This window comes from Bifidobacterium catenulatum subsp. kashiwanohense JCM 15439 = DSM 21854 (genome assembly GCF_001042615.1).
GTDB lineage: Bacteria > Actinomycetota > Actinomycetes > Actinomycetales > Bifidobacteriaceae > Bifidobacterium > Bifidobacterium catenulatum.
Map to the genome: position 1 here is coordinate 13,729 of NZ_AP012327.1, position 13,487 is coordinate 27,215.

12 protein-coding genes, 3 tRNA genes and 1 pseudogene are annotated in these 13,487 nt (G+C 54.4%); 7 read left to right on the forward strand and 9 right to left on the reverse strand.

Translation table 11 applies throughout. From position 1 onward, the window contains the following. Positions 1–55: 55 nt before the first annotated feature. Positions 56–1,081, reverse strand: a complete 1,026-nt coding sequence (locus BBKW_RS00050) for a hypothetical protein (RefSeq protein ID WP_052118771.1) — start codon at positions 1,079–1,081, stop codon at positions 56–58. A 608-nt stretch (positions 1,082–1,689) separates the two neighbouring features. Here BBKW_RS00050 and BBKW_RS00055 point away from each other — a divergent pair. Next, positions 1,690–2,070 carry a hypothetical protein gene (locus BBKW_RS00055; protein WP_033501577.1) on the forward strand — a complete coding sequence of 127 codons (381 nt, stop codon included), beginning with the start codon at positions 1,690–1,692 and terminating at the stop codon, positions 2,068–2,070. Between the two features lie 34 nt (positions 2,071–2,104). Here the strand turns inward: BBKW_RS00055 and BBKW_RS10880 are convergent, their stop codons facing one another. Next, entirely contained in the window at positions 2,105–2,329 is a 225-nt protein-coding gene (locus tag BBKW_RS10880; protein ID WP_128832429.1) for a hypothetical protein, read from the reverse strand. A gap of 218 nt (positions 2,330–2,547) precedes the next feature. Between BBKW_RS10880 and BBKW_RS00065 the strand changes: the two genes are divergently transcribed. The 3 genes from BBKW_RS00065 (at position 2,548) to BBKW_RS11220 (ending at position 5,581) form a co-directional block, all read left to right on the forward strand. Next, complete coding sequence (locus BBKW_RS00065; RefSeq protein ID WP_033501575.1) at positions 2,548–3,990, forward strand: zonular occludens toxin domain-containing protein; 1,443 nt, start codon at positions 2,548–2,550, stop codon at positions 3,988–3,990. A gap of 492 nt (positions 3,991–4,482) precedes the next feature. Then, a complete protein-coding gene (locus BBKW_RS10390) occupies positions 4,483–5,424 on the forward strand; it encodes a rolling circle replication-associated protein (RefSeq protein ID WP_051920330.1) in 942 nt (313 codons plus the stop codon). Positions 5,425–5,455: 31 nt separating this feature from the next. Continuing rightward, positions 5,456–5,581 (forward strand): helix-turn-helix domain-containing protein, encoded by a 126-nt coding sequence (locus BBKW_RS11220; protein WP_414835673.1) that lies wholly within the window; start codon positions 5,456–5,458, stop codon positions 5,579–5,581. Here BBKW_RS11220 and BBKW_RS00075 read toward each other — a convergent pair. From BBKW_RS00075 to BBKW_RS00090, 4 genes are all read right to left on the reverse strand, one after another. After that, positions 5,566–6,804, reverse strand: coding sequence for a tyrosine-type recombinase/integrase (locus BBKW_RS00075; protein WP_033501574.1), 1,239 nt, complete (start codon positions 6,802–6,804; stop codon positions 5,566–5,568). The genes BBKW_RS11220 and BBKW_RS00075 overlap by 16 nt on opposite strands. Positions 6,805–6,981: 177 nt before the next feature. Beyond that, a tRNA-Ala gene (locus BBKW_RS00080) sits at positions 6,982–7,054 on the reverse strand. Position 7,055: 1 nt separating this feature from the next. Continuing rightward, positions 7,056–7,128 (reverse strand) — tRNA-Ala (locus BBKW_RS00085). Between the two features lie 39 nt (positions 7,129–7,167). Beyond that, positions 7,168–7,241, reverse strand: a tRNA-Ile gene (locus BBKW_RS00090). Between the two features lie 101 nt (positions 7,242–7,342). Here BBKW_RS00090 and BBKW_RS00095 point away from each other — a divergent pair. Together BBKW_RS00095 and BBKW_RS00100 are read left to right on the forward strand one after the other, a co-directional pair. Then, positions 7,343–8,119, forward strand: coding sequence for a M48 family metallopeptidase (locus BBKW_RS00095; protein WP_414835667.1), 777 nt, complete (start codon positions 7,343–7,345; stop codon positions 8,117–8,119). A 264-nt stretch (positions 8,120–8,383) separates the two neighbouring features. Next, positions 8,384–9,367, forward strand: a complete 984-nt coding sequence (locus BBKW_RS00100; RefSeq protein WP_033501572.1) for an L-lactate dehydrogenase — start codon at positions 8,384–8,386, stop codon at positions 9,365–9,367. A 158-nt stretch (positions 9,368–9,525) separates the two neighbouring features. Here BBKW_RS00100 and BBKW_RS00105 read toward each other — a convergent pair whose 3' ends face one another. Continuing rightward, positions 9,526–10,857 carry a hemolysin family protein gene (locus BBKW_RS00105; RefSeq protein WP_033501571.1) on the reverse strand — a complete coding sequence of 444 codons (1,332 nt, stop codon included), beginning with the start codon at positions 10,855–10,857 and terminating at the stop codon, positions 9,526–9,528. A 76-nt stretch (positions 10,858–10,933) separates the two neighbouring features. Next, positions 10,934–11,002 (reverse strand): annotated as a pseudogene (locus tag BBKW_RS11225) (carbonic anhydrase); the annotation flags it as partial. Between the two features lie 228 nt (positions 11,003–11,230). Here BBKW_RS11225 and BBKW_RS00110 point away from each other — a divergent pair. Further along, positions 11,231–12,565, forward strand: a complete 1,335-nt coding sequence (locus BBKW_RS00110) for an ATP-binding protein (protein WP_033501570.1) — start codon at positions 11,231–11,233, stop codon at positions 12,563–12,565. Positions 12,566–12,578: 13 nt separating this feature from the next. Here the strand turns inward: BBKW_RS00110 and BBKW_RS00115 are convergent, their stop codons facing one another. After that, complete coding sequence (locus BBKW_RS00115) at positions 12,579–13,274, reverse strand: carbonic anhydrase (protein WP_033501569.1); 696 nt, start codon at positions 13,272–13,274, stop codon at positions 12,579–12,581. Positions 13,275–13,487 lie beyond the last annotated feature (213 nt).

Below are 13,487 nucleotides of genomic sequence, written 5' to 3' on the forward strand. Positions count from 1 at the left end.
GTGGCTTTTTTCTCGCTGCTTTTAAAGAAGTTCTTAAAGGAGAACTAAATGACTATCACCATCCATTCCCATGGGAATCTCCTCCTATAGTAACGGACCCATCTGGGTTGATGTTGTCCTTGGTGATGGGAGCGAAACCCCCTCCCATAGAATCCTTAGCATTCTTCCAATCCCAAGTGCCACCATTGGATGTTCCACCGCTGACGGAGCCTCCTGAAGGTGAGCCAGTGTTCGAATACGATGGGGCGGACTGGCTTGCCCTTCCGGAATACGAGCCGCCTACGTTCGGATATGCGTAACCGGAATAACCGCCTGACGGGGTGCCTACAGACTGGGCCTGAGCCTGAGCCTGTTGCGCCTGTTCCTGAGCTTGCTTCTGCGCGTCGGCCTGAGCCTTGGCGTTCTTGGAATCGTTCACGGCTTTTACGGCCTTGGAGAGCGTGTCATTGGCGGCGGTCAACGATTTCACGTCAGCCTTCTTGTCGCTACTGGTCTTCTTGGCGTTGTCGATGGTGGTTTTCAGGCTTTCACGGGTCTTGTTGTCCTGCACTTTACCTTCGGAATCCTTGTACAGGTTTTCCGCGTCGGTAATGGTCTTGTCGAGAGTATCCTTCGCGTCCTTGACCTGCTTGGCGGTCTTGGACGACTCCACCTTGCCTATGGCCTTGCCGATGGCGTTGATGGAATCGTTGGCTTCGGTCATGTCGTTGGAGATGATGGTTTTGGCCTTGGATATGCTCCACAGATTCCACTTGGCGACGTTTCCGACGTCCGGAATGCCCTTCCGGGTTTCACTGGTCTTGACGCTCTTGTTCAACGAGTCCAACACGGTCTTGTCGAGCACGTCCGACTCCTTCGTGGCCTTGACAAGGGATTGCGCTTCCGCAATCTTCTTCACAAGCTTCGAATCAGACTCCTTGGCCGACTCAACCCGGGACGCGTAGGAATCATACGCACTGTTCGACGCATACGCGTAGCCACCAACACCTGCAATGGCCACGACTACCGCAGCAACGGCGGCGATAATGCACTTCTTGCCACTTTTTTCGCTCGCATCCGGAGTATTTTCTTCTTCGGCCATATAATCTCCCTTTTCTACCCCTTATATTCTATTCCTAAGTCAGATAGCTACATATAGTAGCCACATCAAGGGTTTCGAATGGAGCGGATGACGGGAGTCGAAGCCGCCTTTTCCATTGTCCTCGATGCTCTTCTCAGGCGGGGGTAGGGGACCCCGCCCTACGCAGGGCTTTCCCTGCGTGCGGCAGGCCACTGGGCGGAGCGGTGGCCACGTCCGCTTTTCTCTTCCTTTTTCACGTCTTTTTTACATTCTTTTTTCTTTTTTTAGATTTTTTACATTTCCGTCACATTCATGTTTTTACCCGCGACACGCCGTGGTTTTGAGGTTTTTTGGATTTTTTTGCTCGGTTTTCGACGTTTGCGACACGCCGTGGTTTTGGCTTGTTTTCAACGTTTCTGAGCTGTTTTGTGTGGACGGTTCCAGTATAACACGATATGTGATATAATAACAAAAGCGAATTCTATAGGTGTGCCACTGCTATCATGGTAAGTGTTCCCCGACGGAACGGGTAAAACCGTCCAGAGGGTGACACGGAAAACGCCTCGTGACTATCACGGCGTGGATTGAAAACTAAATAGTGATAGCAGAGATTCCAAGGAGGAATCAAAATGGCATTTGCCAGCAAGTTTGCCGATTTCCGCAGAATTCCGCTCGCGCAAACGGCGATTTCGAGCAAGATGCTCGCGGTCGGCGTTGATGCGGACCCGGTGGAGAATTATGATGAAGACACCAAGGTTCACAGTGAGAGGGTGAACGAAAAGGGTGAGCATCAATGGAACCTTCGTGTGTACGCGAAGCCCCTCGTAGGCGATACGGAAACGCTCGCTGACATTATTAATGTCAAGGTTTGGGCGAAGGCTCGTCCGGTCGTGAAGGAAGACGCTCCGATTACTTTCACCGATTTCGCGATGCGGCCGTGGCTGACGAACAAGCACGGAAAAATCAATTCTGGTCTGAGTTTTTCCGCGTCCGGCTTCCGGCAGGACTGACGTCATGAAACAGCCGATGGTGTCCCGCACGGTATTAATGCCGATAGACCTTTACCGGCGGATAGATACTTACGCGAAAACCTACGATATTTCGTGGTCGGCGGCGGTTCGTCGTTTGACGGAAGCCCAGCTTCCCGTTGAAGAGGCTTTCCCGTTTGATGTCTGAGAAAATGAAAATTTTTCTCGCGGTGGCCGCTGTGACAGCGGCGCTGTTGGTCGGTTTCACGATTGGGGTGGTTGCGGCTTCCAGCTCGGCCACGGTGTATTCCACTGACCCGGCCCAATGCCCCACCGACGCAACAGTCTGCCAGTCAGTTAATACGTGGCGTCGGGCTTCGGACGCGGGGTTACAAGCTCCAAACGCTCCTAAAAATAATAGGTCAAGCGCCGTGTTAGACGCCTGACCAGCTCTTTTGTTTCATCCGACGGGGTGAGGGTTGCCGCCCTTGCCCCGTTTTTTTTTGAAAGGAATCAACAATGGATATCTTATATCTGATTTTGAAAATTGCGGCGGTGGTGGGCATGTTCACACTGATGTTTCTGCCGCTTGCGAATGTCACCGCGTGGGATGACGATAGCTGGTACGCCCGGTTCGTTGTTTCGGCTGTTGCGACTACGGCTTGGGTTGCCCTGCTGGTGTTCGTACCGGGTGCCATCATCGCTTGCGCGGTGGTTTGGGTTGCCCTGCTTCTACTTTCTGTTCGTCACCCATCTTTGAGGAATCTGCTTCCGTTCTGGCGTTGGGCGTTGGCCTTGCGTCATCGCATTAAAGGTGACTCTCCTGTCTTCATCGTCGAACGAGTCCTTGGCTTGCGTCCCATCGAGGACGCCAACACCGACTTCAAGGGCGTGCGTGATTACGTTGCGGCGTATTCCGTCTACGATGATTCCGGCGAGGCTATGCTTGAGTTTTCCTGCGGTATTTCGGGGGTCACGGACGAATTCGTCGAAAAGAAAGCCAAGGAAGGTCTCGGCGCTATGGGTGCCGAAGCATATAAGGTCGAACACCTCGGGCCAGGACATTGGCTCTTGCATTTCTGGAAGACGGAGCCGAAGAATCCGCTCGACGATTCCATCGAAATCAAGGCCAGTGACCTTGCCGAGTGGGATGGAAAAACCGTGGTTTACGGCTTGACCGAGGCCGGTGAACCTGCCAGACTTTCCTACGCTCAGACCTCGGGCATTGTCGTTGGCGGTGTCCCGGGTGCCGGTAAGAGTGCCGGTGCCACGTTGTTGACGCTCCCCCTGTTGGCTTCTCCGAAGGCTTCCGTAGCGATTTTCGACGGAAAAGGTGGCATGGATTGGCATTGGGCTGAACGTGCCGCGTCGCTCTATAACAATGATTGCGACCTTGACCTTCCCACGGCGACGGAGCAGTTGGAATCGCTCGCCCAACGGTGCGTGGATGACCTTAAGGCTCACCCGTGGTCGGATTCCGACCCGGACTTTTGGCATGCAGGAGCTTCCGCCCTGCACCCCTTCCATCTCGTCGTTATCGACGAATGCCAAACGTTGTTTGACACCACCGGCAGGTCGAAGGAAGACAAGGCTCTGGTGGAACGCTGCAAGCGTGCTGTTGCGACAATCGTCCGCAAGGGTAGGTCTGCTGGCTGGTGCGTCATGCTTTTGACTCAAAAACCTACTGCCGATTCGATTCCGACGAATATCAGGGATAACTGCGTTGTTCGTTTTGCCCTTCGCGTGACCACGCGTGAAGCTGCTGAAGCCGTGCTTGGCTCCATTCCGGACGGCGACCCCCGTCCGACCGAGATTCCGTCTACACGGCGCGGTGGCGCGGTGGTTCAGGGCGAGGACGGCCATACGCAATCCGTGCGCTTTGCCTACTTGCCTGTTACGGAAGCGGCGCGTGCTTTGGATTCGTCCACGCTCGACGCCGTTGTGGCCGGGTTGGAAGAGTAGCAGTTTGATATCCCCTAAGGGAGGCGGCAACGCCTCCCTTTTTTCGTATTCGGACACGTGGGGGTATCGCCTGTGAAAGAGATTGCAGAGCCGTGCAGACTCCCGCACAAGTTAGGTGCGCTTGGCGTGCGGCAGCACGCACCGGGGACTTCGGAATTCGCCAGCCAAACGAGGGCGGAGAGCAGAGCAGAGCGAACAGCCGGTAGCGGGTCGCCGGTAGCGACGGCGCGTAGCCCTAGCGAAGCGCCGGAACGGACGGCGACGGAAAGCGAACGGCGTGGAGAGCGACGCGAAGCTCGGAAGCCCGAGGACGCTGGGGTTCCGACGTCCACGGCTCAGTACCGAGAGAGCCGAGTGGGTTCCTGAATGAGCAGGAATCGAGCGGTGGTTAACTGCTTCTCCTTCTTTTAATAACACGCTCTATATTTTCTTCATTTTTTCTGAATCGAACAAACGGGGAAGGTTCCCCGAACCTCGGAAGGAGGTATCAGAATGCCTACAATTTCAATCAGGCAGCACGGTGTCAGTGCTAGTAGGAACCAGACGGTCGTGAACCCCGTGACCGGCGAGATAGTGAAGCTAACGGCATTCAACCAGCCGGAACGAACAGCGACGCGCGGATGGACGCCGAACGTGGCGCGTCGGAACGAACAGCGACTCCAACAGATTGACTTCGACGCGGTGGACGGCTTTCCGGCGTTCGTGACGTTGACGATGCCGTCGGGGCAGATGGGTGACGTGTCGGCGGCGGATTTTCACGGCTGGTTGAAGCGTTGGCTTCAATTTATGAAACGGCATGGGCTCCAGCACTATTACTGGATTCTCGAATTTCAAGCGAGTGGCAACCCCCATCTGCACGTTTTGGTCTGGCTCGACCATGACTGGGACGCGTTGGAGCAGTTCAAGGCTCTTCGTTCGTGGGTGAACATGCTCAATAAGTCCGGCGTGGGCGCGAGGTTGCAAGGTCAAATCTGGGAATCCATTGACGTGGGTGGCGTGATTACCGTTGACGGGAAGCCGGTTCCGGCGCATCCTGAACGTGTCCTGATGTATCTCGCGAAGCACGCGGCGAGGGGTGTCGCGCATTACCAACGGCAAATCGAGAACATGCCGGAGGATTGGAAGTATCGCTCAGGCAGGGTGTGGGGTCATGACCGGGGGCTTCCGCTCTGTGCTCAGCAGGATGTGGAGACGGATTATCCGACTTTTCACCGTTTCCGCCGTCTGGTGCGTCGTTGGCGTCTGGCTGAGGCACGGGGCATCAAGGATGCCGACCGTCGCCGTCAGGCTATCGTGCAGGCTCGTCGAAGCCTACGGTGTGGCCGGAGGGATGTTTCGCCGTATAGGGGCGTTTCGGCTTGGATTCCGTCGGACGTTGCGTCGGCCTTGTTGGACGCGGCGGAGGCGATGGGGGGTGATTATGAGGAAGACTGAGTTACCCCCGTTGATGACCATCGCGGACACGATGGCGTACTTGCAGTGTTCGCGGCAACATGTCTATGACCTGCTTGCGGCGGGGAGAATTAAGACGTACAAAATTGGGCGTCGCCGTTACATCGACGCGGATTCCCTCGCTCATTTGTTTTGGTGACGCAAGGCGTCTAGCTGGCTTTCGAGGTCGGCTAGGCGCTTTTTTGTTGCCGCGATTTCGGCTTCCAGTTCGGCCACGGTTGGCTCGTGTCCCATGAGGGTGTCTTCGATGCCGTTGGCGATTTCGCGCATTCTCTCACTGCCGCTGGCACGTTGATACCGTTCGATGGATGTTTGGGCGTCTGCGTGCCTTCCCCATTGCATGGTGTCCCTGAGGGTCGCGCCGGTGTTGACGGCGGCGGTGATTGAGGTCGCGCGGAGAGTGTGGAAGTGCAGGTCGGGTCTTCCGGCGTTGATTTTGGCTTCGTTGAAGTGGTCGCGCAATCGGTTGGGCGTGATGTGTGTGCCGTCTGCGCAGGTTACTATGAAGTCGGTCGGTTGCTTGCCGTTGCACGCTTCGTCTATGAGTTTTCCGAGCTGGGGTGGAACCGGTTGCGTCGTATTGCTCGTCGCCGTTTTGGTGTCTTTCATCCCGCCGTTTGCGTCGGCGGAATGGCAGACTCTCAGGGTCTGCGTTTTTGAATTCCAGTCTTGGACTTGGAGGCTGACCACCTCGCCTATGCGTAGGTCAAGGATGGCTCCTAGCCACACGGCTATTCGTGTTGTTTTGGGCATTGCCGCATATATGTTTTGCAGCTCTTCCGCCGTGGCTGGCGGGATTTGTGCTTGACGGCTTTTGGGTACGGCTGGGGCCTTCATGGTGACGGGTGATTTGGGTACGGCTCCTTCGGCCACGGCTTTGGCGTAGACGGCTTTCAAGAGTTGGAACGTCTTCTTTCTTGGCGTCGCTCCCCCGAAGTTGTCCAAATCGGCTAGCCACCTGTTTATGTCTTCGGTGGTGATGCCGGTCAGCGGATACTTCCAGAAGAACGCTTGGGAGAGGTGAGAAAGGTATTCTCGGTGCTTCCGTTTGCTTCCCGTCGCTAGTTCGCTTCCGTCTGCGGCATAGTTGAGCCACGTTGGCGCGAATTCGTCCATCACGTAATCGCAGAATAGTGTTCTGCGGCGTTCTATGGCGGTTTCCTCGCGTTTACGTTCGGCTGGGCTACTCCACTGTTGTATACCGGCTTTGTCGGCTTCTACACGGCTTCTTTCGCTGTTTAGCCATGCTTGTGCTGATAATCGGTCTTTGAAGGTCTTGGTTATGACCTCGCCGTGATACGTGTATTTCGCTCTGTAGGATTTGCGGTCGGCACGATACACGACGCTTCCGAATTTGTGCATGAGTCCAGTATGACGTTATGGGTGCTCATTTCGGGTACCTCCGTGGGTACCCATTTCGTTGACATTCGTGTACTTTTCCGTACATTCTTTGTTTGCGCCGAATGCCTTGAAATCGTTGGAATTCCGCCGTTTTCGCATGAAAAAAGGGCTTCCAGATTCCTCTGAAAACCCTGATTGTGGAGCTAAGGGGATTCGAACCCCTGACCCTCTCCATGCCATGGAGATGCGCTACCAGCTGCGCCATAGCCCCGTGGAGCTAGCCGGGTTCGAACCGGCGACCCTCTGCTTGCAAAGCAGATGCGCTACCAGCTGCGCTATAGCCCCATAGTTGAAAAAAAGCGGCCGCGCCGCTCTTAATCACTGTGGGCCCGGGAGGACTTGAACCTCCGACCTCATCCTTATCAGGGATGCGCTCTAACCACCTGAGCTACGGGCCCGTTCCTGCTGTACTGTTAAGCACAACGAGTTGAAATAATACGTGATAATCAGCGAAAGTCAAAATCAGTGTGTCTTCGGCGTGTCGTGACATAATGCAGACATGCCGAACAATCATCGTAGCCAGCGTAACAACAGTGGGAAAGCCAGCAGTGGAGCGCGCAATCGCAATCGCACGCTATCGGAAGAAACTGTGCGAATCGCTGGAATGACGGTGACCATCATGCGTAAGCCCATCAAAAACATGTATCTGCGCATCAAGCCACCGAATGCGCAAATCGTCATTTCCGCACCTTCTCGCATGTCACAAGCGGCAATTGCACGATTCGTGACGGAACGCAAACCATGGATCGAACAAGCGCAACACACCATGCTGCAAGTCAGGGATGAACAGATCCGTCAAAGCGATTTCAATGGTTTGGACGGTGTGAATGGTTCGAATGGTCCGGAAAATCTGAATGGTCTGAAAAAAACGGGCGGCGTGGGCGATCGAAACAATCCAGGCGATCCCAATAGCTTGAATAATCCGCGCGCTTTCGTGTGGAACGACGCAACCAGAAGGCGAGCGGTGCAGACTATCAATGCGCAACTGCCGGTGCTGCTTGGGAAATGGGCGCCAGTCATCGGGCGGAAGCCTACGCATATCACGTTACGCATCATGACGTCGCGATGGGGGTCATGCACGCCGAAAACCGGCCGCATCCGCCTCAACCTACAGCTTGGTCTTATGGATCCCAAATTCCTGGAATACGTGCTTGTGCACGAAATGACGCACCTGTGGGAAAACGGGCACGGAGAGGGCTTTCAGCGGCGTATGAGCGCATATTTGCCGCAATGGAGGCAATTGCGGCGTGAGTTGAACCGTCACGTTGTACTATGACGCTCGCGATGCTGTTGCGTTGCCTGTGATGTTGAAATACTTGCGATATCACGCCACTGCCGTCACATTGCGCGGATTGCAATGACTAGCCACGGCTTACGCACGTTTGATAACGACGTATAGGTGATTCGTATAGCTTTTTGTTCATAAGATGTACAGAACGCTTAACATCCGCGATTTGCAAGCCTACAATCGTGACGACTGAAACGTTTGCGTGCAAACAGTCCACGCAGAAAGATCGAATAAGTGAGGGAGGGGTCGATTGTGACTGTATTGAGAAAAGTCGGCATTATCGGCATCGGACACGTGGGCGCGCATGTCGCAAATGCCGTGCTTTCCGCAGGGCTGGCCGAAGAACTGAAGCTGTGCGACATCAACGAGCAAAAAGTAGTCAGCGAATGTCAGGATTTAAGTGACACGTTGGGTTTCTATCCGCATAACTGTGTGATCGGCAACTACGGCACGCAATACGAGCAGCTAGCCGACTGCGACGTGGTAATCAACGCTGCCGGCGACGTGAAAACCAGCGCCAAAGATCGTGACGGCGAACTGTTCGTCACCACCGACATTGCACGCACCTGGATCTCCCGACTGTTCAATGCAGGCTTCCACGGTGTGATCATCACCATCTCAAATCCGTGCGATGTGGTCGCAACCGAAATCTGGCACATCACCGGCTATGATCCGCGCAAAATAATCGGCACCGGAACCGCGTTGGATTCCGCACGACTGCGCAACGCCATCGCGAAACGCGTCAACGTGGATCAGAAATCAATCGGCGCATACATGCTGGGGGAGCATGGCAATTCGCAGTTCGCCTATTGGTCGAACGTGAACATCGCAGGCAAGCCGCTTGATCAACTCGCACAAGACGATCCGCAACGATTCGCCCTCGACAAGGACGAAACCGAGCAGGACGCCCGTCGAGGCGGATACCGCGTGTACGCCGGCAAAGAGTGCACGGAATACGCTATTGCAGCCACTGCGGCACGCCTTACGCAGGCTGTGCTCTGCGATGAACACTATGCGACCGCCTGCTCCACGCTGCTTACCGGCGAACAAGGCGAAAGCGGCAATTACGCCAGCCTGCCGTGCATCATCGGAGCGAACGGCGTTGAAGAAGTCCTCAGTCCCACACTCACCGAAAGCGAACAGGCCAAATTCCATGCGTCCTGCGAGCATATCCGCGCCAATATCGCGCAGCTTGCATGGTGGAACGACGAATGCCATCCCACACTGCGTAGCTGAATCTATGATTTACTGCGGCTGAATCTGCAGTAAATCAACAGATTTAATACCATGACAAATGTAATGAACAGACTTGCGATTGCTGATGTTGATATTTATCGTACAAAAATCAGCATTTACATAATCGCAAGTCTGTTTTTATTTCGATTCATTTCAGATCATTTTGCAGTCTTCGCGGATTTCGCATTATCGCCATCAACCATGTGCTTGCGGATTTCCAACGTTTCGATACGACGGCCGTCCACTTGCGTGACAGTCATGTCGTAACCGTCGTCGGAAGGCAACGTATCGCCGACTTCGCCCATCTTGCCAGTGTGTGCCAGGAAATAGCCGGCAACCGTCTCATACGGGCCATCCTCAAGCTCAATACCGGTCAAATCAGCGAAATCCTCAATCGTCATACCACCTTCGATAGTGGCGACGCCATTGACGAACGCGGTACGCTCCGTACGCTCGCCGCCCTTTTCCTCTGGCAGATCGTATTCGTCGCGAATATCGCCGACCAGCTCCTCCGTCATATCCTCCAACGTGACGATGCCGTCAGTACCGCCATATTCGTCGATGACCACCGCCAGATGAATGCCACGCTTACGCAGCAATTCAAGGCTTGGCAGCAGCTTCGACGTGCCCGGCAGCGAAATGCCTTCGCGCGTCACGTCGGCGACCGTCTTCGCCTCGGGATCGCGAATGTCGAGCAAATCGCGCACGTGCACAAAGCCGAGCACGTCATCGAAATCCTTGCCTGTCACCGGATAACGGGAGTACGGCATTTCGCGCACGTACGCGGCCGCATCCCCGATCGGCATGGCACCATCCAGAAATACCACGTCGGCGCGTGGACGCATCACTTCCGCCACAATCGTTTCAGACGCGTCGAACACGTCATCGAGAATCGTACGCTCGTCCTTGCTTAAGTTCGTATTGGTGTTGACGAGCACGCGTAGCTCCTCGTCGGACACTTCGCTGTCGGTTTCGTTCGGGTCAAAACCAAGCAAGCGCACAATAATGTTCGTATTCTTGCCAATCAGCCAAATAATCGGCTTGCACACCTTCGCAAACACGTGAATCGCAGGCACCACGGCACGCGCGATCTGCTCGTTGCGCTGCATCGCGATACGCTTCGGCACCAACTCCGAAATCACGATCGAACAGTACGAAATGATCAACGTCAGCACAATGGTGGTTAGGGGAGCGGCCACGCTCGTTGGCACGCCCCAACTTTCAACAATCGGCACAATGTATGGAGAAATCGACGATTCGCCGAACGATGCGGAAAGAAAACCGCTCAATGTCACGCCAATCTGCACAGTCGACAGAAACGTGTTCGGATCGCGTGCGATTTGTGCGACGCGCTTGCCGCGGGCATCCTCCTGTTCCATTTGGTCGATCTGCGATCCGCGCAGGCTGACCAACGCCAGTTCGGTGCCGGCGAACACGGAACCGAGCAGCAGGAAGATGAAGATTAGGAGGATATTCAAACCGAGTGACATGGTTCCAATCTAAAGCAACGGCATGTCAAAACAGCGCGACGCAACGGACTTGGAAGCCGTCTTTTCCGGAAAAACGTCAGAAGCTCAATACTTCGACTTTTCCGGTGTCGAGCTGGTAGCGTGCTCCGGTGATCATCAGCCGGTCCTTGTCGGTATTCGGTTGCTCCTAGTCCAGTGGGGCAACATGACGTCGATATGATGTTGATATGGAGATTATGTATGTGTAAACTTTTGATTTCCCCTAGAAAATGTAGCTTAAGCTGGTGATTATCCCCTAGAAAATGGTAGCTTTGTTTAAAGCGACTATTCCCGTCAATTCGCCATTCCGACAGCAAATGGTGTATTGGGACAGTTGATCGAGCGAGGTGCATCTATGAAACGTTGGATGATGAAACGGCTTATCGCATGGAAGAACGATGCGCATCGCAAGCCTTTGATTCTGGACGGTGCCCGACAGACAGGTAAAAGCTGGTTGGTTAAAGAGCTCGGGCGCACTCAGTTTGAATCGATGGCATATGTCTCACTGGAGAACAATGAGGCTATGGATCAACTTTTTTCCGGTTCTCTGCGTCCTGAACGGTTGATCGCAGGTATCGCTTTGGCTTCGCGAACGCGCCTTGAACCCGGGAAGACTTTGATTGTGCTTGATGAGGTGCAGGCGATTCCCAGAGCCGTCGAGGCGTTGAAATATTTCGCAGAGGAAGCTTGCGAATACGCGCTGATCGCAACCGGATCATCGTTGGGCATCACCGTGCATCCAGGCACTTCCTATCCCGTGGGGAAGGTGGATCGCTACCGCCTATATCCGATGAATTTTCTGGAATTTCTGGACGCCGTTGGCTGCCATAATCTTACGGAAATCATCGAAAACGCGGATTTGGACATGATGTCGGTATTCCACGAGCAGCTCATGGAATGGCTGAAATACTACATGGTGGTAGGTGGCATGCCGGAAGCCGTCGAGATTTTCGCCGAAACATATCCTGGTGCTGATTTCAATCGGATAATGCAGGTGCAGGAAGACATCCTGCAGGGATATCGCGGTGATTTTTCGAAGTATGACGATGCGATGCCGAGGGGATTTTCCTTGCGCCTTGCACAGGTTTGGGATTCAATTCCCTCCCAGCTTGCGCGTGAGAATAAGAAGTTTCTTTATGGTGCGGTGCGTTCCGGTGGACGTGGCAAAGATTTTGAACTAGCGATTCAGCGGTTGCTTGATTCATCGATCGCATTGAAGGTCGCGCGGGTCACCGCTCCGGAATATCCGCTCAAGTCATTCGATGATGTCGATGCGTTCAAGCTTTATACGTCCGATGTCGGTTTGTTGCGTACCATGAATGGCGCGAGTCCGGAGAGTATTTTGGATGGCGATTCGGTATTTGGTTCAGCGAAAGGCGCTTTTGCCGAGCAATTGGTATGTCAGGAACTTGTTTCGTACGGATTTGAGCCCCGCTATTGGACGAATGCCAATTCGACGAACGAACTTGATTTTCTTGCGCAGAACGATCGGTATGTTATACCGATTGAAGTGAAGGCCGGCATCAATCTTCATGCGAAAAGTCTGAAGGCCGCCATCAAACGATTCGGCTTTGAGCATGCTGTGCGGTTCTCGCCGTTGCCTCCGCGCAAGGATGGTGACATACAGGATCTACCGTTGTATGCGGTGGCTGTGCTTGCACACACAACAGCAGATCGACGTCTGTCATGAATCGTATAGAAAATCAGAAGCTCAATACTTCGACTTTTCCGGTGTCGAGCTGGTAGCGTGCTCCGGTGATCACCAGCCGGTCCTCCGCCAGTGCGCGCTGAATCACCTCGGACTGTTCCACCAGTTGCTCGATGGTGCGTGCGATGTGCACGCGCTCGAAATCCTCCGTCGATTCCAGTTCCGACTCGTGCGCCTGCCAAATCGAAAAACCGACGGTGCGCAGCATCAGCGATTTCGCGTTCAGAATACGTTCGTCAAGGTCGGCAACGCTGTCAGCGGCCATCAGCGAATCCTCCGCGTCGGCGGTCAACTCGTGCAACAACGCCTCGTATTCCTTGCATGCCTGCTTAATCGCGCCGCAATTCTGATGGCCGAGCACCACCAAAAGGCGCACGCCGAGCACATCCACCGCGTATTCCAAAGAGGCGATCACAGCATCGTCTATGACCTGCCCTGCCGTGCGCACGGTGAACAGATCGCCGATGCCTGCGTCGAAAATAATATCGGGGCTGACACGCGCATCAGAGCAGCTCAATATCGCCGCATCCGGCTCATGCGTGTCGATAACCGCCTCGCGCGCTTCCACACTGCGGTTAGGATGCTCCAGCTTGCCTTCCGCGAACCTACGGTTACCGGCCAGCATACGGCTCCACACGCCGCTTGCGGTGCCTTCCACGTCGTTCTGGTTCACAAATGTTTCGTCCGTCATTGATTCCACCTCTTTGTCATTTCATCACAGGCTATGGTTCATCATAAACGGTGTTTCTGAAGTTGTTTCGATTGAATCGCCATCTAAGGCAGGGTCTGCGGACGTTTTTTGTAGATAATCACGTAGCTATTCCTTGGCTCTGACGGTATCGTGCCGGACTCATCCAACCGAGCGACTGCCCCGGGTTCTAAATAGACGTGCAACGCCTTGTCT